This is a genomic window from Micromonospora sp. CPCC 205546 (assembly GCF_036902715.1).
GTDB lineage: Bacteria > Actinomycetota > Actinomycetes > Mycobacteriales > Micromonosporaceae > Micromonospora.
On the sequence record NZ_JBAKHL010000018.1, the window covers coordinates 1 to 23,421 of the forward strand.

A 23,421-nucleotide genomic window follows, 5' to 3' on the forward strand; every position below is an offset into this window, starting at 1 on the left:
CGGTTCGACAAACTCGCTGTGCGCTACGAAGCCACCATCCACCTCGCGTCCATCAACGAGTGGCTGTGACCGACTTCGACACAGGCCCTAGATGAACCGCCAGCGCTGGTCGGCCGACCCGCTGTCGTTGCCGAGCACGACCTGCGCGCCCTGGCTGCCGGAGCCGCCGCTGACACCGAGGACCCGGCCGCCGTTGGCGCACTGGACACGGAAGTAGGCGTTACCGCCGTAGCGCAGCCGCCACCGGTGGTCGGTTGCGCCGTTGTCGGCCCACTGCACGATCCGGGCGCCGGCCGCGGCGGAACCACCCTCCACGGCGAGCACCTTGCCGCTGTGCGAGTTTCGTAGGCGCAGGTACCCGGCGGTGTCGACGATCGCGGTCCACAGGTGGTCGGCGGTGCCGCTGTCGCCCCATTGGATGACGAGGCCGCCGTCGGCGGTGGACATGTTCTGCACGCCGAGGACGAGGCCACTGGCGAGGTTCTGGATCCGGCGGGCGCCGTTGGGCAGGAACCGCCACTGGTTGTCCAGCGTGCCGTTGTCCTGGTCCTGCACCGCCTGGGCACCCTGGCTGACGGAGCCGTCGATGATGGCGAGGAGCTTGCCGGTGTGCGTGTTACGCAGCTTGTGCGTACCGTCGCCCACGTCGACGACCGACCAGGTGTGGTCGGCCGTGCCGTTGTCGGCCCACTGGAGGATGCGCGCGTTGTCGGCGGTGGACATGTTCTCCACCCCGAGAACCTTGCCGCTGTTGACGTTGCGGAGTCGGATCGCCGAGCCGTCGACCAGCAGCTGCCAGTCGTGGTCCGCCGTGCCGCTGTCACCCCACTGGATGGCGAGCCCGCCGTCGGCCGTGGACATGTCGCGGATGCCGAGCACGAGACCGCTGGCCGTGTTGGCCAGCCGGAAGCTCGCGACGGTGCCGTCGACCGCCCCGCCAGCTCGCCAGTACACCGTGTAGTTGTGCCCGTGGGCGTCGTAGAACGGCCCGAGGTTGACGGTGACGCCGTTGGCGACCGCGGTGAAGGCCAGCGCGCTGCTGCTGGTGCGGGCGATCGAGCCGCTGGTCAGCGAGGGCAGGTCGCTCAGGGCGGTGTTGCCGTAGTTTCCGGAGAGCACCACCGGGCCGTAGGTGACCGCCTGGACCGCCGCGTTGTCGTTGGCGCCAACCATCACGACGCGCATCGGCAGTCGAACCGTGACCGTGTCGCCGGAGGCCCAGGATCGGGTGAGGTTGGCGTAGCTGCCCGGCGTCGCGGTGACGTTCTGCGGCGTGCCGTTGACACTGACGGTGGCTCCGCTCGTCCAGCCCGGGATCCGGATCCGCATCGTCCACGAACCGCCGACCGACCCGGTGACGGTCAGGGTGGTGGTGTCGCCGACCGGGTACGACGTGGTCTGGGTGACCGTGATCGCCCGCTGTGTCCAGGTGAGGACCGATGGCATGAACAGGTTCACGGTCAGCGTGGTGTCGTTGTGGAAGTAGATCGAGTCCATCAGCGTCGTGTTGGTCTCCACGCCGGTGCCCTGACAGCACCAGAACGAGTTGTAGTCGGTGCTCCAGGTGCCGCCGCCCCACGCCGGGCCGACGCCGCGACGGCCGCCCGGGTTGAGCGGGGTGAAGTAGGTGACGTGCCCGTGGCTGTCGGCCGGGTTCTGTTGGCCGATCATGTGGTTGAGCAGCGCACGCTCGTAGAAGTCGAAGTAGGCCGCCCGGTCCGGATCGAGCAGCCACAGCTCCCGGGTCAGCTTGAGCATGTTGTACGTGTTGCAGGCCTCGCAGGTGTCCGCGCGCAGGTATCCGGCGATGGCGTTCGGTGCCCGGAAGTGTTCGGCCTGGCTGTTCCCGCCTATCACGTAGGTGTGCGCGTTGACGGTGATGTTCCATGCGTTGCTGGCGATGTCCCGGTACCGGGTGGTGCCGGTGGCCTTGTACTCGCGGGCGGCGCCGATCCACTTGGGTACCTGCGTGTTCGCGTGCAGCCCGTTGAGCTGGTCGGAATTGGCGGCGAGCGGATTGAACACGGCGTTGTGGTCGAAGCGCTGGGCGGCCGTCAGCCAACGGGCGGTGCCGGTCTGCTGGTACAGGTCGGTCAGGACGGCGTTCATGCCGCCGAACTCGGTGCCCAGCATGGCTTGCATCTGGCTGGCGGTGAGCCGGCCGGTGCGCCAGTCGACCCATCCGGCGAGCGCCAGCAACACGTCGCGGGCCTGGGTGTTGCCGATGAGGCGCCAGACGTCGAGCAGCCCGGCGAGCGTCTTGTGGATGCAGTAGTACGGCACGTTGCCGTTGCTCAGCGTCCGTGCCTCGAGCGCGGTGAAGTCCGACTCGGGAAAGCCGGACAGGTAGCCGGTATTGAAGCCGGCGGCGGCGTTGTTGGCCTGGCACTTCGCCAGCTCGGCCACCATCTGGTTGGCCTTGTCCCGGCAGGTGGTGTCCCCGAGGACCGCCCAGGCCTGGGCCCAGGCGGTGAGTAGGTGCCCCTGCATGTGGGTGCGGAAGGGGAACGTCGGCGCGTCCCACCCCCCGTTGGGCGTGGCACCGGCGGTGGAGAGCCGGTGGTTGGCGCGGAAGTTGTAGAGCAACCGGTTGACATCCACGAAGCGCAGATAGTTCAGGGTGCGGTTCTGGTTGTCCTGCCAACGGCTCCCGGTCAGCCTGACCTGGCCCGGCTCGAACGCGTGGGCGGAGACACCTATGTCGGCGCGGGCCGGGGGCAGGGCGGCACTGGCGGCACCGGCGAGGGCGGGGCCGGTGGCGCTCGCGACAGCGGCCCCGCCGGTTGCCTTCAGCAGGGTACGACGGTTGACGAAGGGGGCGGGCATGTCGGCCTCCGTTGGTGGTGGTGGCGGGGTGGTGGGCTCGCGCGGCAGCGGGATCCTCACGAACTGGTCCGGAAGGTGGCGTCCTGCCGCCTGCCCCCCGGCTCCTCGCGGCGGCGTCCGGCAACCCGCTCCTGCCGGTCGGCGACACTGGAGGGTGTGCTCAACGAGTTGGGTGCGCCAGCAGGCATCCGGCGGAGTGGATGGCAGCTGTGGCCGCCCCTGGTACGACGACGAGGCCGGTGGCGGTGGCCGCGCCGGCTGCCCTGGGCGAAGCGCGCGCCAGGCGTCTCGTCTGCCGTGGAAGCGCATCGTGTGCGGTCCCCACGAGCACGGTCGGGCCGGCGGCGCTTCACCGACCCGTCAGCGGCAAAGCAATGCGTAAACTTCGATGTTATCGATAACATAGCGTCCGCCTCGGGCTCGCGCAAGACTTGGTAGTGCGCTGAGGCGCGGCACCGGGCACCGTGGCGACGGTGAAGCGCCTGAGCGCATCGCTGCCGGTGGTCCCTGCGGCGGTGGCGCGGGGGGCGTGTCGGATCGCTCGCTTTCGCTGCCACGCCCGGGTGGCTGAGGCGGTGCCGATGGCGATGTGTTTCCGGATGCTCCAACGACCCGTGACGTTAGCGATAACAGTGGCCTACGCACGACGGGTCGCGGGTCCTCGATCGTCGATGCGGCGGCGACGACGTTCCGCTCACCTCACCGAGGTTCCCCGGACGGCGTCGTCGTGGGCGACCGGAGCACCGCCCGGGCCAGGCTCGCCCGGTTCGACACGCCGAGCTTGCGATAGATCCGGCCCAGGTGGGTGTCGACCGTACGGACGCTCAGGAAGAGCCCGTGTGCGACCTCCACGCTGGTCATACCGCGGCTCACCAGATCGGCGATCTGTCGTTCACGTTCGGTCAGCACGGCCAGCGGGTCGTCACCCCTGGTTGACGCGTCCGGGACCAGACGGCTCTGCTGCCGGCGAACCCGTTCGACCAGCCGGGCCGAACCGCACTGTTCGGCGAGCGCGGCGGCCCGTCCGAGCCAGGCGCGGGCGTCGTCGGTGCGGCCGGCGTCGACCAGTACGGTTCCCGCCGCCGCCATCGTCCGGCACAGGTCCAGGTCCAGTCCCCGACCGGCGAAGCACTCGACTGCCTGCTCTGCGGCGGCCAGCGCCGGGTCGGTTTCCCCGCGTGCGGCGTACAGCCGCATGCGGGCGCGCATCAGGAAGCCCTGACGGCTGACGGAGAGGTTGCGCACCGAGGCCTCGGCCAGGTCGACCCACCGGCTCGCGTCACGCTTGTCACCCATCCGGAGCGCGGCCATGGACAGCGCCTCGTACCACCGCGACCGGTTCGGCGGGGCGATCCGTGGCATCTCCGGGCCGCCGAGAGCGTCGAGCATCAGCCGACGCCCGCGTTCCGGCTCCGCCACCTTGATCAGCAGGTCCGCCAGGAGGCAGCGCACGATCACACCCTCGGCCGGCCCCCGGTCCCGGATCAGGGCGAGGGCCTGATCACCCAGGGCGGTCACCGCGGCGGCCTCTCGGTCGAAGTCCTGCCAGTACCGTACGAGCGCGAGAAGCGCGGCGACCGCGGCCCAGGCTGTGGACGTGCCTTCCGGTTCGAGCAGTTCCGCAGCTTCCTCCAGGGTGCGGCCGGCCCGGTCGAGTAGTCCACGTTGCAACTCCACCGCCCCCAGCGAGGTCAGGATGGCGGGAAGGATGAACCATTGTCCGGTCCGGCGGGCCTCCTCGGCACCCCGGGACAGGTGCCGATGCGCCTCGGTGAACCGGTGCAGGGCGTCCTCGGTCGAGCCCACCAGGTAGAGGGCCGGCAGGTTGGTGACGACGCTGCTGTCCGGCGTGGTGTCCACCAGATCGGCCGCGACGTCGGCGGCCCGGTCCGCGGCGTCGCTGTCCGCGGCGAGCAGGTGCGCCATCGCCGTCTGGGCGACGGCGGCCGCCTCCCCGAGCCGGTCTCCGTGCTGCCGGGCGATGGTGGCGGCCTCGCGGGCGTTCAGGCGGGCGGCTTCCTGATCGAGCCGGTCGAGGGCGAGTGCCGCCAGTTCCGTGTGCATGGCCACGGCCGTGGAGGGGGTGGAGGGATGGGTGCCGTGCAGCGCGGCCAGCCCTTCCCGGATCAGGGCCGACGCCTCGGCGTGCCGGCCCTGGATCCGGCGTACCCGCACGGCGACTGCCATGGTCGAGGAGAGGTCCCGGGCAGGCGTGCGGATCACCCGGGGTAGGAGGGTGTGCACCAGTTGCTGCACGTCGCATCGACCGCCGCGCAGCAACTGGGCCCGCAGTGCCAGCACCTGCGCCTCGTACCAGCGGTCGTCGCCCTCGGGCAGCAGTTGCAGCGCGGCCTCCAACCACTCCAGCGCATCGGCCGGTGCGTCGTGCATGGCGCTCCGCGCCGCGTCGATCAGCACGGGCAACTGCTCAGGACGGCCCGTGTCGAGGGCCCGGGCGACGTGGTGGGCGCGCTGGGTGACCGGAGCGCCGCGAGCCAGCAGTTCGGCCTCCACGCGCCGGTGGGTGGCGAGGCGTTGGCTGGGGCCGATCTGCGCGTAGACGAACCGACGGACGACGTCGTGTCGGAACGCGAAGCGCGGCAGCAGCTGCACCGGGCGCATCAGGTCCAGCTCGGTGAGGGTGTCCAGGGCGGACAGTGTGTCCGTGACGTCCAGTCCGGCCACCGCGGCGAGCAGGTCCGCCGAACCGGGGGTACGCAGCACGGCGGCCGCCTGGGCGACCCGCAGTTCGCGGTCGGCGAGTTCGGCCAGCTCGCCGAGCAGGATCAGGTGGGCGTCGGTCATGGCTTCCGCGTCTGCGGCAGCCAGCAGTTGCAGGTAGAGCGGGTTGCCGTCACCCTCGGCGTGCAGCCGGGTCAGGTCCGGCCGGTCACCGAGCAGCTCGCGGGTCTGGCCGAGGTCCAGTGGACCCAGTCGGTGCTGGGTGAGCTGACCGCGTGCGGCCGCCCGGGACAGCACCGCCGCCGCCCCACGGGACAGTTGCCGGTCCCGGTAGGCGAGGACCAGCAGCACCGGCGCGGTGGTGGTCAGTTCGATCAGCTGCTGCATCTGGTCCCGGTGGGCCGTGTCGAGCAGGTGCACGTCGTCGAGCAGGACGAGGGTGGGTTCCGCTCCCACCACGACGGGCGGACCGGTGCCCGTCCGGCCGGTGGCGGCGACCACCGTGAGGGTGTGCGCCCTGCCCTGCGCCGCGAGGGTGGAGATCAACGTGGTCTTGCCGATTCCCGGTTCTCCGGCGAGGGCTACGGCCGCGCCGGTTCCCGCGTGCAGGTCGTCGAGCTGACGACGGAGTGCGGCGAGTTCCGTCCGGGGCAGCGGGTGACCGGTCATCCGACCGGACCTCGGTCGAGCTGGTACGAGCCGGTTGGCCGGGGCGGGCGTCATCGGACGGTGTCGCGGGACGGCCGCTGGCTATGGGTGCGCAACCGCAACCCCAGGGTGATCAAAGGGGGCCGTTTACCTGGCATTACGGATCCTTAGGGGGAAGATCCTCTTTGGGGATGTCGAGTACACAAGGCGGACGTTGCGTAGTCAACGGCTCACCGCGCTCTTCGATCCGGCCAGATCTCGAGTTGATCGATCCAGGTGTAGTTTCCCCGGCGGAGGAAGGATTGCCGTCGATCTGGCGCTGGGGTAGAAAGACGGCGGGCCGTTGATTCTCAGCCGGGCGACGAGCGTGCCCACCGCCGTCCGGAGTTGGCCGGGCCCGGTGAAGCCGCGGTCCCAGGCCGCAGTGTGAGGCACTTCGCGCTCACCGCCCCGTACACCTTCCTCCCGCCGCCCGGCACCATCCGGAGAAGTACGCAACCGGCTACGCAGCCGGCGCCCGCCACCGAGTACGTAACCGGACCGGTAGTTGTGCGGACGCCTCCCACGGACACGGCTGCGAGTGTCGGCAGTCACGCCGTCACCGTCCTGCACCGGGAAGCGGTCACGGGGGAGAGGAGAGAGAGGATGATCGGGACCACGGTCGGCGGGACGCCGGCGCTGGGCGTACGCCGGGTCGGGCCCGTCACCCGAGCGCCCGAGGTCACCGTGGCGCCGTACGCGATGGTGCGGGTTGCCGGTGTCACCCTCCCGGAACCGTCGGCCGTGACCGAGGAGTTCCGGGGCGTCGCCGCCCGCCTGCTCGAGCTGACCGCACGCGCCGAGCGGATCGCCGGGGCGCTCGCCGACGTGCTGCACGAGCAGGTCGTCCGGGCCGATCCCGACCAGCGTCGGGCGCTGCTGGCCCTGCGCCGCGACGTGCACAACGGGCGCAGCCCGTCGGTGGCGTCGCGCACCCGGCTGGCCGGCTGGACCGACCACCTGCCCGGCCTGGCGTCCTGGCTCGGCCTCCGCGACGACATCGACCGGCACACCGCGGAACTCGACGCCCTTCTCGCGCCGGCGCTCGCCGCCGACCGGGTTGTCCTGGCCGAGTTGTGCCGCGCCGAGGAGCTGTCCCGGGCCGTCGCGCTGACCAGCGTGGACCTGCTGCGGGCGCTGCGCCGGGCGGCCGAGCAGGGCCCGGCACCCGACGACCGGGCCCGCAAGTCGGAGGCCACCGTGCTCCGGTACGCGCTGCGGGCGGCCACCAGGACCGTGCCGCTGTCCTGGTTCACCCGGGTGGGCTGGGGCCGCTGGGACCAGCCGATGCCGGACCCGACCGGCTCCCCGGAGGTGGTGGCGGTCGCCACCGCCGACCGGGCCACTCTGTCCGCCCTCGTCCACGCTGTGCTCCGGCACCCCGACCGTCGCGGCGACCTGCCCCACACGCTGGCGCCCGGCCTGCGGGTGGACGGGGCGGTGATCCGGCTGCGTCGGCAGACACAGGCCCCCGACGCGCCACCCGGGGTGCAACGGGAGGAGGCGCTGACGCTGCCGCTGACCCGGGCGCTGCGGCACCTGCTGAATCTGCTGGAGCCCGGCGGGGTGGCGACGCCGCACCAGCTCGCGACGGAACTGGCCACCCGGCTGCCCCGTCCGGCGTCGCAGGCGTCCGCGGCGGCCCGGGCGTACCTGCACGCGCTCGTCGAACAGGGCGTGCTCCGCCCCGCGTACCCGGTGGACCCGCAGGCCGTCGACGGCCTCGCCGCGGTCGCCGACTGGATGGCCGGGATCGGCCTGGCCGACGTGGCCGTGTTGCTGCGGGAGATCGACGCCAGGACCACTGCGTTCGCCGTTCTCGACGCGACCGAACGGCCGGCGGCCCTGGCCGGGCTACGCTCCCGCTGGGACGCGGCCTTCGCCCTGCTCGGCGCGGACCGCACGGGTCGTCCGCAACCCGTCACCGAGGACGTGACCCTGGTCCGCCCGGTGGGCCTGGGCCGGGCCCACGGCCGGGACCACCGGGGCACCCTCGCCGCGCTGACCCCGCTCTTCGAACTCTTCGACCCGCACGCAGTGGTCCGCCGCCTGGCCCGGGACCGCTTCGTCGCCCGCTACGGCGTGGGCGGCCGCTGCGAGTCGCCGACGGAGTTCGCCGAGGAGTACGGTGCGATCTGGCAGGCGGCGCACCTGGTCGGCGCCGACGGCGCCCTGGACCCGACGCTCGACCTCGCCCCCGGTGACGAACTGCGCGAACTGGCCCGGCTCCGGGTCGAGCTGGTGGCCGCCGTCACGACCGACGACGACGGGAACCTGACCGTCCCCGACGGGCTGCCCGACGCCGTCGCCCCCAGGCTGCCCCGTTGGCTCACCAGCCGATCCGGCTCGTACGCGGTCTTCGGGCAGTCCTGCCGCGACGGCGCGTCGTTCTGTGTCAATCACGTGTACGGCGGCTGGGGCCGGTTCACCAGCCGCTTCCTGCGGCAGCTCCCCCCGGAGGCCGGGACGGCCGTCGCCGCCCAGCTCCGGCGCCACCTCGGCGCCCGGGTGGCCCAGCTCCGCCCAGTCAACGGGTTCAACGGCAACCTGCATCCGCTGCTCGTCGGCGACGAGATCGCCGACGACCGCCGCCACGGAACCCTGGTCCCGGACGACCTGCACCTGGTCCACGACGTCGCCACCGATCAGGTCCGCCTGGTGGTCACCGCCACCGGTGAACCGTTGGACGTGCTCTATCTCGGGTTCCTGGTGCCGCTGATGCTGCCGGAGCGCCTGACCAGCATGCTCACCGACCTGGGCACGGGATCGGTCGGACTGGGCGGGGCCATGGCGGCCCGACAGATCCGCCGCACCCCGGTCGGCCCGGTCTGGTGCCGGCCCCGGCTGCGGTACCGGGAGGTGGTCCTCTCCCGGGCGGACTGGCGGCTCTCCGCGGACATCGTCGCCGCCTGGCGGGCCGAGCTGGACGCCCGGCCCGCGGAGGTGGGACGTACCGCCGTGCGCTGGCGACACCTGCTCGGCCTGCCCGAGCACGTCTTCGTCGGCGCCGCCGCCGTCGAGGGCGCGAAGGGGTTGACGACGTTCATGTCCTACCTGGAGCAGCCCCGTTCCCAGTACGTCGACCTCGCAAGCCCGCTGCACCTGCGTTGCCTGTCCCGGACCCTGGCCCGCTACCCGGACGGTGTCGTCCTGGAGGAGGCACTGCCCGCCCCCCGTCCCGGGCAGCCGGCGACGGAGGTCGTGATCGAGCTGTACCGCGCAGGCACCGATGGGTGACCACCGGTCGACGGCCACCGTCGACGTCGTCTGCTACCACCGCGAGCCGGAGAAGGTCCCGCTGCTGCACCACGCGGTGCTTCCCGCCGTCGCCAGGCTGAGCGATCCGCGGCTGCGGCTGCACGTCGAACGGCACTGGCTGCACGGGCCGCACCTGCGGATCCGGGTGGCCGGACCGGAGCCCGCCGTACGCGTGGCCGCCGACGATGTCGCCGCCGCGCTGCGCGCGTACCTGGCCACCCACCCCTCCCGGGGCGACGTCGACGACGCCGAGCTGCTGCGGCGCTGTGTCGCGGCGGGCCGGGCCGAACTGGTGCCCGGCCCCTACGAGCCCATCATGGCCGACAACACCGTCCTGGTCGGCCCGCCGGCCGACGGGCATGTCCGTGAGCTGCTCGGATCCGACGCCGCCGTGGCCTGCCGCGCGGAACTGCTGCGCGCCGGCCTCGACCCGGTCGCCACCACCGCCGCCGACCTGGTGGCGCACGGCAACACCTCCGCCCGGCGGGTCCGGCTCGCCCTCACCGCCATGGCCGTGCACGCGGCCGCGTACCCGGCCGGCTACGGCGCCGGCTACAACTCCTTCCTGTCCCACCTGGAGGACTTTCTTCGCCTGCGGGATACCGACGGGCGGATCCGGGCCGGCTTCCACGCGACCTGGCAGCGGCAGAGCGACCGGATCGTCGAGGAGGTCGGGCGACTGGTGGCGCCGGACCGGACCGGCCACACCCCGGTTGCCGAAGCCTGGCGAGGCTGGGAGGAGGTCGCGTGGCGGATCACCCGGGCGGCCCATGACCGGGGTGACATACCAGTGGTACCCGGCGACCAGTACGCCCGCCGCGCCCGCGCCCTGGGCGACCCGGCCACCGAGCGGCAGTGGGATGTCACCGCGCGGACCGAGTTCAGCCCCTACCACCGTGGGCTCAACCGGATGGACTTCCTGTCCAGGGCGGCGGTCCGCGACGACTTCGGTCCGTACCGGTTCGGCACCAACGTGCTGTACCTGCTCCTGGCGGTCTGCGACATCACCCCCTCCGAGCGCTACCTCGCCGCCTACCTGTTCAGCGAGGCCGTTCAGCGGCTCACCGGAGTGACCTGGCAGGACGCGATGCGCGGGCACCTGCGCGCGTCGGAGGTGACCCGGTGACGGCCGCGGCGCCGGTGCCCGCCGCCGGTGGCACCTCCTGGCGGCCGGGGACGCGCAGCAGCGGGCTGAGCCCGCGAGGAACGGCTGCGGACCCGCGCTCGCTGCCCGGCGATCCGGTCGACGCGACGGCCGTCCCCGTGTCCTCGACTTCTGCTACGGCGTGACCTGTCCGGAGGAGTTCCCATGCCCGTGACCGCCGCCCCCGTCCACCCCGGGCGGGGCTCCTTCCACAGCCTGCACTGCTATCTGCACTGGAGTGCGGAACACGTCGATGACTTCATCACCGGCACACTCACACCGCTCATGGAGGGACTGCGTCGGGACGGGACGATCGCCGACTGGTTTTTCATCCGCTACTTCGACGACGGTCCACACCTGAGGGTGCGGGCCCGCGGCGCCGAGGCCCACGAGCACCGCCGGTGGCAGGAGCAGTTGATGGCCGCGGCCCGGGCCGCCGACCATCCGCTGCTCGACCTCAGCACCGCCAGCCGTCCGGGGTGGCCGGGGCACGCACAGGCCCGGCAGGTCGACTACGAGCCGGAGATCGAGCGGTATGGCGGCGCGGCCGCGCTGCCGGTGGCGGAGACGGTGTTCGGCACCTCCAGCCGGATCGCCGCCGAGGTGGTCGCGCGTACCCCGGGACCCGGCCAGCGGATGGTGGCGGCCACCGACCTGGTCCTCGCCACCCTGATCGCCCTCGACCTGGACATGCTCGCCGCGGCCCGGTGGCTGCGCCGCAGCGCGACCGCCTGGCGGTGGCACCCGGAGAGCACCACGCTGACGCCGGGCAACGTGCAGGGGCCGGCGCTCGCCGCAGCCACCACGCAGGCCCGCTCGGTGGTACGGCGCTGGCACGAGATCACCGCCTCCGCGGCGGACGGCTCACGGATCCGGGACCGGTGGGCCGCCCAGGTGCGCGCCGCCCGCGTCCAGCTGGAGAGCTCTGCCGGCGGCGGTGACCAGTGGGCCGGGGTGTGGGCGTCCCAACTGCACATGCTGCTCAACCGGTTGGGCATCCTGCCCGACGAGGAGCGCTCCCTTTACCACTTCCTGGCCGCCGCCCTGCTGACGCCGGACGGCCCCACCGACTTCTTCGCCGACGGCGCCGCCAGCCCCGACCGGCGTTACCTGGCGGCCAGCAGCTACGCCCCGGGCCGCATCGAGTGGCAGCGGCCGCGGACGTCGGACCGGACGCGGCACGGCGACCGGCGACGGTCCGGTCCGCCCCTGGCCCTTCCCCCCGCCGCGCCCGTGACGGCCGCGCTCGGCGACGCGCTCACCGCGCGGGCCAGCGGACGCGGTACGCTCGGCGGCCCGGTGGACGCCGCGCACCTGGCCACTCTGCTGTGGACCGCCAGCGGGGCGAGTGATCGGGCCGGCAGGCCCGGCGTTCGACGGCCCTATCCGAGCGCCGGCGCCAAGTACGCGGTCCGGCTACGCGTGCTGGCCCGGGACGTGGCCGGCGTCCCGGCCCACCAGTACGACGTGGACGCCGAGTCCCGGCTCCTGCTGCCCACCGGCCCGATGCCCACCGACGCCGAACTGGCCACCGCGTCGATGTGGTTCAGGGCCGGCCCGGCCACGCCGCCGGCGGACACTCCGGCCAGCCAGGAACGGATCGATCTGTCGGCGCTGCCGGCGCTGCTCGGGGTCTACGTCGACCTGCCCGTGCTGCGGGCCACATACGGCCTCCGGGCGCTGCGCTTCGGCCTGCTCGAGGCCGGTCACCTCGCCCAGAACCTGGCCCTCACGGCGGCGGCGACGGGACTCGGGCTGGGCATGGTCGGTGGGTTCTACGACGACATCGCCCACGAACTGCTCCTCCTCGACGGGGTCGACGAGGTTCTCGCCTACCTGCTTCCGGTCGGCCGGCCCGTCGGGTGACCCCTGGCGGTCGGGCCCGACCCCCTGGCCGGGCCCGGGAGGGGACGGTCACGGGAACGGATGCGGATGCAGCGCCAGGTCCTCGTAGCGGGGCCGCCCGGGCAGGCGGCCCAGCGCCGCCGGCACAGTCAGCAGCCGGGACAGCCCCCGCGTCCGCCGGTTCAGGTGACCGAACGTCATCGGCAGGGTGCCGGGGACGACGACCTTGGCAGCGTGCAACCCGAGGGCCCGCCGCAGCTCGGGGATGCTCTGGTCGACGACGATCGGTTCCACCCCCACCCGGTGATGCAGGTCCGCGCAGAGCGCGCCGAACAGGGCCGCGAGGTCCTCGACGGGACGGGGCAGTCCTGGCCACACCTCCCGCCAGGCCCGGGTCCGCCCGGCCCCGAGCAGGAACTCGTAGCGCGGCCGTGCCTCGGGCAGGCAGTGCAGCATCATGTGGTCGTCCATCCGGCGGACCAACGCGGCATCGTCGAGCATCGGCAGTAGCCGGTCGCGGTCCGTCCGCGCCGAATCCCCCTGCCACGCGTCGCGCACCTGATGGAGGTTGACGACCAGCTCCACCACGGCGGAGTGGATCGCCGAGAGGGGATCCAGGTGGGCGCCCGCCGCGAAGAACGCCGTCGGCGCGCCCACGGCGGGCATCCGGTGCTTCGCCAGCGCGACGACCGCCGGCACGGCCAGGTCGGTGGTCGCGTCGAACAACCGTAGGTCGTAGTCGAGCAGGTCCAGATCGTCGGCGAGGTGCCCGACCAGGTCGAGTTCGTCGGGGAGCGCGACCTCCACCAGCGGGGTACGGGCGTACCAGGCCATCAGGAAGGCGTCCCGTTCGATCACCTCGAACAGGCCGTGCAGGGCCGCCTCCTCCAGACTGTTGCCGAGACCGCAGCCGTTGGAGGACTCCGACAGGAAGGTCGCCGACGGGCGTTGCCCGAGGTCACCCCAGTACGCCACGTGCTCCGGCACCGCCACGGACGTCGCCCGACTGGGCGACCATCCCGGCACCCACCACGTCGGCACGTCGGGGGCGTACGGGATGTGGTGGGCGCTGGGCAGGTCGGGCAGACCGAGGGCCGCGGGATCGACGGCGCGCTCCGGCCCCAGCTCCGCGAAGGACGCCCGGTGCCGGGCGGCGGGCCCGTGGGGGGCGTACCCGGCCAGCCGTTCCACCGCTTCGAAGAGCGCCAACCGGTCAGCCTCCGCGGCGGTCGCCGCCCGGCCGAAGCCCGCCACGCTGACCGCCGGACCGGCGACCACCGCCGTGGTGACCGGCAGCCCGTACCCCTCGTGCCGGTGCAGCTCAACGACGTGGCCCAGGCGTGGCTCCAGCAGCGCCCGGCGAAGTCCCGCCAGGTCGGTCGCCGGGTTGGGCCGGCGCAGCCGCACCGGGTCGGCCGGCGGCTGACCGCTGCCGGCAAGTGGCGTCCCAGGTGGAGCCGGGGGCTGCCGGCTGAGGCATCCTTCGCAGCGAACCCCCACCGGCGCCACCGGATGGGCGGACACGCTCCCGTCGTGCCGGACGACCCAGAGCCGCGCGACGGCGGACTGCGGCCCGGCCAACGCCGACCGGACCACCGCGGCGAGCACGGGCAGCAGGGCCGGCGCCGGCAGACCGCCGAGCCGCAGCTCGGAATCACCGTGCGGTGTCCGGCCGCCCAGTGCCGCCAGCCTGGCGGCCTCCAGGCAGCGCAGGCAGGTGGCACTGTCGGGGCCGACCAGCGGACCCACCAGCGCCGTACCGCCGTCGAACCGGACGGGCAGGACGGTGCCGCCGGCCCCGGTGCCCCGGTCGACCACCCGGCTCAGCAGCGCCGGACTCCACCGGGTCGACACCACCACCGCCGGGCCGGAGCCGACCCACCCGTCGTCCTCGGCCAGCACCGGGTACGGCGACCCCGCTGCCCTCAGCGCCTCGGCGAGCTGGCCGGCCAGGTCGGGGTCCGGCTGCCGGGCGCCGTTCCGATCGTCCCCGGGCGACCGAGGGTCACCGGTCATCGCCGGCCCGCAGGACGACGAGCCCGACCGTACGCAGGGCGGCGGCCAGCGGAGCCGGCGGCGTCACCACGATCGGCTCCGCGGGGGCGCCGACGAGGGACCGCAGTGACCGCCGGAGGGCGGCCTCCCGTTCGGACCCGTCGGGCATGGGCGCGGCCGAGCGGCTCACCCGTGGCGACGCTCCGCAGGGGCCGTGCGAGTACGGCGGACCGGGCCGGTGGGCACGCCAGCGGACCGTGGCGACGGCGGCGAGGGCGGCGAAGGCGACCGCGTCGTGGGCCGTGGCCTCGATCGCCCAGCCGAGTTCCCTCCACCCATCGTGGTCCGTCGTGCCCGGGCCGTGCACGACGGCCAGCTGCGCCCCGGGGGCGAGCCGGCGGACGTGAACGGTCGCCGGGACGCCGAGGCGGCGGGTCAGCGTACGCCACCAGCGGCGGGCCGCCGGCGCGTCGAACGCCGACGGGGGGACAGCCCCGCCTGACGTGCCGCCGGCCGAGGCCACCGACCGGCGGGCGAGGCGGCGCAGCAGCACTCCCTCGGCATGGCTGCGGTCCACCCCGCAGGCCAGCACGGCGGCCCCTGCGGTGGAGACGCTGAGCAGCTCCACCGCCGCCAGCGTGGCGTGCAACCTCGCCGTGGAGGTGTCCGGACCGTGCCCGGTGACGAGCGTCCCACCGGCCGGGCCGGGAACACCGCCGACCCGGCACCGGGCCAGCCCCACCGGCAGTTGTGGCAGGTCGTCGAGCTCCACCGGCGGCAACACACCGAGTTCCGGGTCCGTGAGGGAGGTGGGCAGGCCCGCGTGGACGGCGTCGTCCCGCCGGTCGGACGCGTCGACCGCCGGTGACCGTACGCCGGGTGGCCACGGGTGGGCGGTGGCGCGCAGCGGATCGCTCCGCACGACGAGCGCCGTCGGCGCGGCCGGGTCGGTCAGTTCGGCGAGCGCGCCGAGGAGCCGGTGTGCGGCGCAGGCGCCGGCCACCACGGCAACCGGGTCGCCAGGGGCCGTCGCCGCGCTGCCGAGTCCGAGCCGCTCGGCGATCAGGCCGGACTGGGCCCGCAGATTCGTGCCCGGGCCGACGGGGGTGACGTAGCCGACCGTGGCGCTGGCCCCGGTCACCACGGCACGCCCGTCGCCGACGGCGAGGGTGACGCGTGCGGGGTCGCGCGGTGGGTCGGCGCGGGTCGCGGCCCGCCGGACCCGGGCTCCGGCGGCGGTCAACGCCTCGATCGCGGCGGTGGCAGCGGGGCCCGCTCCGGTGACGGTCACCGATTCCCGGCCGATGCCGGTCCAGGACACGGCGGGGTCGGTGGCGACCGAGGCCAGCCAGGTGGCGACGGCGGGTGGAGGCACCGGGGCCGGCCCGCAGGCGTCGGCGGGGGCATGGCCGGTGCCGGCCCAGTGCTTCGGCACCCGGACCAGCAGGTCGTGTTCCCGGAGCAGGTCGGCCAGCCGGTACAGGGCGAGGGCGACGGGCGGGCGTGGCGACAGGTCGCGCAGGTCGTCTGTGGTCCGGCCGGACGCGAGGCGGCGGGTGAGCAGTTGCCAGAGCCGCCACAGCTGTGGCGCGTCGTCCAGGGTGAGGCTGGTGTCCCAGGACCGTAGGTGCAGCCCGCCGTCGATCCGGGTCGCCTGCACGGTGGGGCGGAGTTGCCAGGAACGGGTCGACATCTGCTCGCCTCACCGGTCGGGGAACGGCTGGGGCCGTCGGAAGGAGTCGGGGGTTGGAGGGCGACTGCCGCCGGGCCCCGGCGACAGTCGCCTCGTCACTCAGGCAGCGCGGTTCGCGCTCCGCGGCGGCTACAGCATCGGCTCTTCTGGAACGATGGAGCAGGAGCAGGACGCCAGGCACGCGCTGATCCGGGACGCCCCGGTCTCGGGGATCGCGACGGTGTCGCGCATGACCGTCACGGTCAGGCCGCTGAGGTCGAGATCGTCGAGCTCGAACTCGTCGTCTTCTCGTTCGATCGGCATGTGGTCACCTCCCTTCGAGGTGGGATGAGGCCCGGGCCACGCCGGGATGGCAGAGATTCTTCCGGCGGCCGGTGCGGGGCGTCGTCAGTAGTTTTGCCGACATCACTACTTACCCACGCTCGGGGGCCACCGCTGCCTGCCCGGCCGGGGTCCCGCCCCTGGGCGGCCCCTCGGTGGGTGACGTGTCATCCGGCGCACGACGCCCCGGACCTCCATCGTGGGGCCTGTCCCGCCAGTCATGCTGGGCCGAAGCAGGCCCACCGCCGTAGGACAGCAGGCGAGCGGTGACCACCGGGGCAGCGGTGGCGGCAGGTCCACGACCTGCTCGACAGAGGCGTCGGTCTGCTCTGCCGACTCCTCGGCGTTGGCCGTAGCGCCTTCTACCAGTGGTTACGACAGGGCCGGCGGCATGCCGGAGATGGCGGTCTTCTGACGTCGAAGGCCTCTACAACTCACGCCGCCGGCACAGCCGTCTGGGTAACGTCCGCCCCGACGCCTGCGAGAGGATCCACCCCTGGCAGACATCGAGGCATCTGCGTGCCTGTGCTGACCGGCCCGCCGGTTCCGCTTCAGGCGCAGCCGCGGTACTGCAACGCGTTGTCCTTCATGTAGGCCCAGAGTGCCAGGCCGTTCCAGTAGTCGTAGGTGAGTGTCCAGCCGTTGGCGGTGTTGCCGGTGGGGCCGGTGACGACCTGTCCGTAGCGACGGGTGCCGTACAGGGTCGACTCGTTGGGGGCGGTGTACATACCCGCGTAGTCCCAGACGACGGTGAAGCTGCTCGTCGTGCAGGCCGCCTGCGCTGTCCCGGCCGGCACGAGGGCCGTCAGTGCGGTCGCCGCGAGGCAGGCTGCCGTCGTGTGTAGTAGCAGTCGTCGAACGATCATTGCGCCATCCTATCGATGATTGTGAACGAATGTACGTCGGCTGTGCCTTCAGCGGAACGCTCTTCCGACGGACAGCTCCGGCGGTCGTATGAACCGGCACCGTCACGGGCATCGGCATCGGTGTATTTCGTCGCTGGTCGGACGGAATCTCCCGCGTGGGTCGGAGCCCGGGGTCGTTCCCGGTGGGGAGGCCGATACGGGTCCGCAGACTGACGTTTCCGGTTGTCGGCCCGGGACACGGTGGGCAGCAGTTACGTCACAGGGGAGGAACATGCACCTGTCACGCCGGGGTCCTGTCCCGAGGATCTCCGGATTTCCGGCAGTTCGGCGCGGTCTTGGTTCCCTCCGGGACTACCGGGCGTCGCGCCGACGACGCGCGCGCTCGAACTCGGCGACATCCGACATCCAGGGACCGTGCCGTTCGAGCGCGGCGCAGCCGCCGCGGACGAAGGCGCTCACCAGGTTCCGGTACCCGCCGACCCCGTCGACCAGGCTGTACTCGACCTGGTACTGCGGATCCGACCCGGGTTCCCCGTGTCGCACCGTCGTGATCCGGGCGATCGAGTCCGCGTAGAAGTGCAGCTGGATCCCCTCGCCCATCTCCTCGTCCTCGATGGTGAACACTTCGTTGTCCGCAGCAGAGCGATCGGCGACGAACTCCCAGAACTCGGCGGAGGCAGTGCGAGGACCGTCCCGTAGCCACTTCTTCTCGCCGCCCTTGTCATCGGTGAACGACAGGGCCGTCTTTCTCGTACTCTCACCGAGGCCGGCGTGGTCGTCGGCAGCCTCCTCGCCGTCGTCCACCGGGGTGCTCCTGGCGCGGTCCGCAGCCTCCGAGCACATCAGAAAGCTCACCGTACGCACCGCGTCGTCGACGAGCCCGGGGTACGCGCGGCGCACGGCCGCGTCGACCGTCGCCGCCATCCGGTTCCAGTCGCGCTTGTCCGTGGTCCGGTTTCCCCGCCGCGGATCGAGGCCGATCCGCATCCCGGCGCATGCCTGCTCCGCGGTGGCGATCACACGCATGACCTGGGGGAGCCGTGCGGGGTCGACGGCATCGGGTATCCGCCTTGGAATCGTCGCGCCATGCAGATACTGGCCCGTGTACCGCAGGATCGCGGCGTCGAGTGGCCCGAGGACTGCTCCGCGCTCGGCGCGACGGCGGTCGGCGTGGTACTCCTGGGCACGTTTCTCGTTCGACCCCTCCGTCGCCGCGCGCATCGCCCCGTAGACCTGACCGCGCTCAAGTAGAGCGATGTCGGCATCATGGGCGACGAGCCGGCTCCTGTCCCACCGGATGCGCCGGAAGAGCGCGTCGACGTCCGCGGGCGAGGAGAGCAGGACCGGGTCCAGGAGCGCGATGGCGGCGTCCTCGTCGAGCCGGCCCCGGGTTCCGGCGGCGTCGCACAGCGGAAGGACCGCACTCCACAGCAGCAGGTGTCTGGCCAGGTCCTCCCGGATCACCGCAAGATGGGCCTCCCCGATCGGGAACGTGAACGTGCGAGGCTCATGGTTGGCGTCGGCCCCGGCGGCGAGCATCAGCATCAGCTCGCCATCCTCGCGGATCACGTTCGGGATCCAGCCGCTGCTACGCGTGAAGACGACGTCTCTCACAGCTCAGGCCTTCCCGCAACGGCACCGGCCGGACATGGTCGCTTCGGGCCCGCGGCGAGTGTCACGGCGACGTCGCGGCCAACCCCGCACCGCCTGTTCACGACCACCGTGCAGCTTCGACCTCGAGGCGTGGGTCGGTGCGTACCCAGACCTCGCCCCCGGAGGCCTCGGCCGGGGCGTCGACTCGTTCGAGACCGAGGAAATCGATCAACTGGAGCAGTTCGGCTCGTTCGGCTCGGTCATCGTCGACACCATGCGAGTCGAAGAAGACGTAGTACTGGTCGCTCGGGTCGACGATGCCCGAATCTGCCCAGATCCGGGCGACTTCTTCGATCGCCGCTGCTTCCGTCGTGATCGTGGCGGCGCGGGCGGCACCCCGGGCCTCCGGTGACGCGTCGAGGTCGGAGAGGTCGGAGAACCACTGACCGAAGCGGTCGAGGCCGGCATATCCGTTCTCGAAGAACAGCATCGCGCCCGGAAGGTAGCGGTTGGCCCTGTCGACCTGGAGGTGTTCGGACCGAGGGTGGTCCGCGTCCCGGGTCCGGGAGATCACCCCCAGCCGGGGCATGAGTGCCAGACTCTGCCCCGCCGGTTCATCCTTGATGGTGTAGGTGTCAGCCTCTCGACCCCGGAAGAACGCAGAGAACGCGACGTAGGCCTCCTGCGGGTCGCCCACCGAGACTTGTTGGTCGTTGCCATCACCGACAGCGAAGACGAACTGCTTCGGTCCGGGTCGGTAGGGGCGGGCCATGTGCGTCCTCCGGGTCACGTGCGGCAGCTCCATCACCGTAGTGGATCAGGGCGGACCTGCCCGCGGTCCAGGTCACAGGCGTGCGGTGCGCGCTGGCCCTGCGCGAGCGACCGGCCGCCCACCGGCAAGGTCGGCGCCACCACCCGGTGCGACCTGGGGGCCAGTCGTTCCATAGGCGCTGACGGCGCGGCGGCGAGGAGGCGCGGCGGGGGTGGCGACGGCGCCGCCCCCGCTGTCACGTCCGGGCAGCGACGCCGGCGGGGCGAAAGGTCGGCATTGGCGGTGGGTGAACGACTGCTATCCCGAGCGGCGGTCGACCGCCGATCATTGCCCGGAGATTGATATGAGTCATTCTCACCTCCGGGTGGAGCGCCCGGGCGCGGAGGGCGAGACGTCGGCACGGTAGCCGGGCGTACCGAAGGCCCGACTCCGCGTCCCCGGAGGAATTCCCATGCCCCGTCCCCCGCTCCGCGCCCGGCTCGCGGCGCTCACCGCCGCCGCCCTGACCGCGAGCGTTTTGACCGTCACCCCGCCGTCACCGGCACTGGCCGCCAGCACGTCCGCTGCCAGCACGTTCGCCGCCAACGACTACTGCCTCGGCCAGTGCGCCGACATCCTGCCGCCCGGGCAGAACGGCAACGCGACGCTGGCCGCCATCCTGGCCCACCAGGCGCTCGGCACCCGCCCCGCGCACTCCAGCGACCAGCTCGACGAGTACGCGAACCTGGTCTACAACTACGCCGGGCTGACCGACGAGCAGATCGCCCACTTCTACAACGACGCCTCCTTCGGCGTCCCCGCCGCCCAGGTCGAGAGCAGCATCTCGCCGCGTGCCGACGTCACCATCGTGCGGGACAAGGCCACCGGCGTCCCGCACGTCACCGGCACGACCCGCGCCGGCACCATGTTCGGCGCCGGCTACGCCGGGGCCCAGGACCGGCTCTGGGTGATGGACCTGCTGCGGCACGTCGGCCGTGGCAAGGTCACCTCGTTCGCCGGCGGCGCCCCCGGCAACCGGGAGCTGGAACAGAGCGTCTGGGCCAACTCGCCGTACACCGAGGCGGACCTCCAGGCCCAGGTGGACGCGCTGCGCACGAAGGGCGCCCGGGGCCAGCAGCTCTACACCGACGTGGTCGACTACATCGCCGGCATCAACGCCTACATCGACAAGTCGATCGCCGACGACAACTACCCCGGCGAGTACGTGCTCGCCGGCGCCGGCAAACCGAAGCACTTCACCATGACCGACCTGATCGCCACCGCCGGCGTGATCGGCGGCCTCTTCGGCGGGGGCGGCGGCAGCGAGATCCAGTCCGCGCTGGTCCGGGTGGCCGCCCGGGCCAAGTACGGCGCCACCGAGGGCGACCGGGTGTGGGCGGCGTTCCGGTCGCAGAACGACCCCGAGACCGTGCTCACCCTGCACGACGGGCAGAGCTTCCCGTACGGCGCGACGCCGCCCGGCGCGACCAGCGCGGTGCTCCCCGACGCCGGCACGGTGGTCGCCGAGCCGCTCGCCTACGACCAGACCGGCGGGGCCGCCGCGCGCACCGGCGCCAGCACCGCCACCCAGGGGCTGATCGGCGGCCTGGCCAACCTGCGCGCACACGGCATGTCCAACGCGGTCGTGGTCTCCGGACGGCACACCACCACCGGCAACCCGGTCGCCGTGTTCGGTCCGCAGACCGGCTACTTCGCCCCGCAACTGCTGATGCTCCAGGAGTTGCAGGGGCCGGGCATCAGCGCGCGCGGCGCCGCGTTCGCCGGGCTGAACCTCTACGTGCTGCTCGGCCGCGGCCAGGACTACGCGTGGAGCGCCACCTCCGCCTCGCAGGACCTCACCGACACCTACGCGGTGCCGCTGTGCACCACCGACGGCAGCGCGCCGACGCTGCGCACCAACCGCTACCTCTACCACGGGCAGTGCCTCGCCATGGAGACGCTGGAGCAGCGCAACTCCTGGTCGCCGACGCTGGCCGACTCCACCCCGGCCGGGTCCTACACGCTGCGCGCGCTGCGCACCAGGTACGGGCTGGTCGCCTACCGGGGGCTGGTGAACGGGCAGCCGACCGCGTTCACCAAGCTGCGCTCCACCTACCGGCACGAGGCCGACTCGGCGATCGGCTTCCAGGCCTTCAACGACCCGTCGGCGATGGGCGGCGCGGCGGCGTTCCAGGCGTCCGCCGCGAGCGTCGGGTACGCGTTCAACTGGTTCTACGTCAACTCCACCGAGGCGGCGTACTTCAACTCCGGCTCGAACCCCGTCCGCCCGGCCACCGCCGACCCGAACCTGCCGACGAAGGCCGAACCGGCGTACGAGTGGGTCGGCTGGAACCCGGACACCAACGACGCCACCTACGCCCCGCTCTCGGCCCACCCGAAGTCGGTCAACCAGGACTACTACGTGAGCTGGAACAACAAGCAGGCGCGGGACTTCGGGGCGGCGGACGGCAACTTCAGCTTCGGCTCCGTACACCGGGCTCAGCTGCTCGACGGCCCGGTGCGCGCCGCGATCGCCCAGCGCAAGCTCGGCCGCGCCGACGTCGTCAAGATCATGGCGGACGCCGCGGTGACCGACCTGCGCGGCCAGCAGGTCCTCGGCGACCTGCTACGGGTGCTCGACAGCGCGCCGGTCACCGACCCGGCGCTGGCCGACGCGATCGGCAAGCTGCGGGCCTGGCAGCAGGCCGGCGCACGGCGGGTGGAGACCACGCCCGGCGCCAAGGTCTACCAGCACGCCGACGCCATCCGGATCTTCGACGCCTGGTGGCCACTGCTCGCCTCGGCGCAGTTCCGCCCCGGCCTCGGGCCGGACCTCTACGCCGCGCTGGTCGACGCCATCGAGGTCAACGAGGCGCCCTCGGGCGGCCAGAACGGCGGGCGCGACGGCGCCGCGAGCTGGGCGTTGCAGGGCCAGGCGCACAAGGGCTCGTCGTTCCAGTACGGCTGGTGGGGCTATGTCGACAAGGACGTGCGGACCGTGCTCGGCGACCCGGTGGCCGGCGGCCCCGGGCGCGCGTACTGCGGCGGCGGCGACCTGGCCGCGTGCCGGACGGCGCTGCTCGGCGCGCTCGGGCAGGCGGCGGCCGTGCCGGCCACCACCGTCTACCCGGGCGACAAGTCCTGCTCCGCCGGCGACCAGTGGTGCGCCGACTCGATTGCCCACTCCGGGCTCGGCGGCATCACCCACCCGCTGATCGCCTGGCAGAACCGTCCCACCTACCAGCAGGTCGTCTCGTTCCCGGCCCGCCGGGGCGACGACGTCACCAACCTGGCCCAGGGCCGCCCGGCCACCGCGTCGAGCACCCAGTTCCTCACCAGCCACACCCCGGACAAGGCGGTCGACGGCAGCCTGGGCAGCCGCTGGGCCAGCAGCTACAACGACAACCAGTGGCTCCGGGTCGACCTCGGGGCGGCCCGCACCGTCAGCCGGGCGGTGCTGCGCTGGGAGTCCGCGTACGGCACGTCGTACCGGATCGAGGTCTCGGGCGACGGCAGCTCCTGGACGCCGGTGTTCGCCACCACCACCGGCAACGGCGGCGTCGACAACGCCACCTTCGCCCCGGTCACCGCCCGCTACGTGCGGGTGTACGGGGTCAAGCGGGCCACCTCGTACGGGTTCTCGCTCCACGAAATCGAGGTCTACGGTCGGTGACGCCGACGGCCGGCCGGCGGGGAGCCCCGCCGGCCGGCCACGTCAGGGCAGGTCAACAGCCACTCGTCGTCACCCTCGCCCGACCCG

General features: G+C 72.8%; 12 protein-coding genes. 4 read left to right on the top strand and 8 right to left on the bottom strand.

Going from position 1 to position 23,421, the window contains the following annotated elements:
* Positions 1–87 precede the first annotated feature (87 nt).
* Complete coding sequence (locus V6U77_RS11825) at positions 88–2,826, bottom strand: beta-L-arabinofuranosidase domain-containing protein (protein ID WP_334606316.1); 2,739 nt, start codon at positions 2,824–2,826, stop codon at positions 88–90.
* 699 nt (positions 2,827–3,525) lie between these two features.
* Entirely contained in the window at positions 3,526–6,177 is a 2,652-nt protein-coding gene (locus tag V6U77_RS11830; RefSeq protein ID WP_334606317.1) for a LuxR C-terminal-related transcriptional regulator, read from the bottom strand.
* 624 nt (positions 6,178–6,801) lie between these two features.
* On the opposite strand from V6U77_RS11830, the gene V6U77_RS11835 reads away from it, so the two are divergent.
* The 3 genes from V6U77_RS11835 (at position 6,802) to V6U77_RS11845 (ending at position 12,463) form a co-directional block, all read left to right on the top strand.
* Complete coding sequence (locus tag V6U77_RS11835; protein WP_334606318.1) at positions 6,802–9,432, top strand: lantibiotic dehydratase; 2,631 nt, start codon at positions 6,802–6,804, stop codon at positions 9,430–9,432.
* Positions 9,425–10,579 carry a hypothetical protein gene (locus V6U77_RS11840; RefSeq protein WP_334606319.1) on the top strand — a complete coding sequence of 385 codons (1,155 nt, stop codon included), beginning with the start codon at positions 9,425–9,427 and terminating at the stop codon, positions 10,577–10,579. The genes V6U77_RS11835 and V6U77_RS11840 overlap by 8 nt, the downstream gene beginning before the upstream one ends.
* A 183-nt stretch (positions 10,580–10,762) precedes the next feature.
* Positions 10,763–12,463 carry a thiopeptide-type bacteriocin biosynthesis protein gene (locus tag V6U77_RS11845; protein ID WP_334606320.1) on the top strand — a complete coding sequence of 567 codons (1,701 nt, stop codon included), beginning with the start codon at positions 10,763–10,765 and terminating at the stop codon, positions 12,461–12,463.
* A gap of 48 nt (positions 12,464–12,511) precedes the next feature.
* Here the strand turns inward: V6U77_RS11845 and V6U77_RS11850 are convergent, their stop codons facing one another.
* From V6U77_RS11850 to V6U77_RS11875, 6 genes are all read right to left on the bottom strand, one after another.
* Positions 12,512–14,458 carry a TOMM precursor leader peptide-binding protein gene (locus tag V6U77_RS11850; RefSeq protein ID WP_334606321.1) on the bottom strand — a complete coding sequence of 649 codons (1,947 nt, stop codon included), beginning with the start codon at positions 14,456–14,458 and terminating at the stop codon, positions 12,512–12,514.
* Positions 14,448–16,130, bottom strand: a complete 1,683-nt coding sequence (locus V6U77_RS11855) for a hypothetical protein (protein ID WP_334606322.1) — start codon at positions 16,128–16,130, stop codon at positions 14,448–14,450. The genes V6U77_RS11850 and V6U77_RS11855 overlap by 11 nt, the downstream gene beginning before the upstream one ends.
* 129 nt (positions 16,131–16,259) lie before the next feature.
* Complete coding sequence (locus V6U77_RS11860; RefSeq protein ID WP_334606323.1) at positions 16,260–16,433, bottom strand: thiazolylpeptide-type bacteriocin; 174 nt, start codon at positions 16,431–16,433, stop codon at positions 16,260–16,262.
* A gap of 569 nt (positions 16,434–17,002) precedes the next feature.
* On the bottom strand, positions 17,003–17,317 hold the full coding sequence (locus V6U77_RS11865; protein WP_334606324.1) for a hypothetical protein: 315 nt from the start codon (positions 17,315–17,317) through the stop codon (positions 17,003–17,005).
* Positions 17,318–17,668: 351 nt separating this feature from the next.
* Positions 17,669–18,931 carry a DUF6357 family protein gene (locus V6U77_RS11870; protein ID WP_334606325.1) on the bottom strand — a complete coding sequence of 421 codons (1,263 nt, stop codon included), beginning with the start codon at positions 18,929–18,931 and terminating at the stop codon, positions 17,669–17,671.
* A 97-nt stretch (positions 18,932–19,028) separates the two neighbouring features.
* Positions 19,029–19,715: a hypothetical protein gene (locus V6U77_RS11875; protein ID WP_334606326.1), complete on the bottom strand. Its 687-nt coding sequence runs from the start codon at positions 19,713–19,715 to the stop codon at positions 19,029–19,031.
* Positions 19,716–20,133: 418 nt separating this feature from the next.
* On the opposite strand from V6U77_RS11875, the gene V6U77_RS11880 reads away from it, so the two are divergent.
* A complete protein-coding gene (locus tag V6U77_RS11880) occupies positions 20,134–23,334 on the top strand; it encodes a penicillin acylase family protein (protein WP_334606327.1) in 3,201 nt (1,066 codons plus the stop codon).
* The last annotated feature ends 87 nt before the right edge of the window (positions 23,335–23,421 follow it).

What these genes read in the sequence shown, in the direction of transcription:
- V6U77_RS11880 (WP_334606327.1), top strand. Translation starts at nt 20,134, where the DNA reads ATGCCCCGTCCCCCGCTCCGCGCCCGGCTCGCGGCGCTCACCGCCGCC.
- V6U77_RS11845 (WP_334606320.1), top strand. Translation starts at nt 10,763, where the DNA reads ATGCCCGTGACCGCCGCCCCCGTCCACCCCGGGCGGGGCTCCTTCCAC.
- V6U77_RS11830 (WP_334606317.1), bottom strand. Translation starts at nt 6,177, where the DNA reads ATGACCGGTCACCCGCTGCCCCGGACGGAACTCGCCGCACTCCGTCGT.
- V6U77_RS11855 (WP_334606322.1), bottom strand. Translation starts at nt 16,130, where the DNA reads ATGTCGACCCGTTCCTGGCAACTCCGCCCCACCGTGCAGGCGACCCGG.
- V6U77_RS11840 (WP_334606319.1), top strand. Translation starts at nt 9,425, where the DNA reads ATGGGTGACCACCGGTCGACGGCCACCGTCGACGTCGTCTGCTACCAC.
- V6U77_RS11860 (WP_334606323.1), bottom strand. Translation starts at nt 16,433, where the DNA reads ATGCCGATCGAACGAGAAGACGACGAGTTCGAGCTCGACGATCTCGAC.
- V6U77_RS11825 (WP_334606316.1), bottom strand. Translation starts at nt 2,826, where the DNA reads ATGCCCGCCCCCTTCGTCAACCGTCGTACCCTGCTGAAGGCAACCGGC.
- V6U77_RS11875 (WP_334606326.1), bottom strand. Translation starts at nt 19,715, where the DNA reads ATGGAGCTGCCGCACGTGACCCGGAGGACGCACATGGCCCGCCCCTAC.
- V6U77_RS11850 (WP_334606321.1), bottom strand. Translation starts at nt 14,458, where the DNA reads ATGACCGGTGACCCTCGGTCGCCCGGGGACGATCGGAACGGCGCCCGG.
- V6U77_RS11835 (WP_334606318.1), top strand. Translation starts at nt 6,802, where the DNA reads ATGATCGGGACCACGGTCGGCGGGACGCCGGCGCTGGGCGTACGCCGG.
- V6U77_RS11865 (WP_334606324.1), bottom strand. Translation starts at nt 17,317, where the DNA reads ATGATCGTTCGACGACTGCTACTACACACGACGGCAGCCTGCCTCGCG.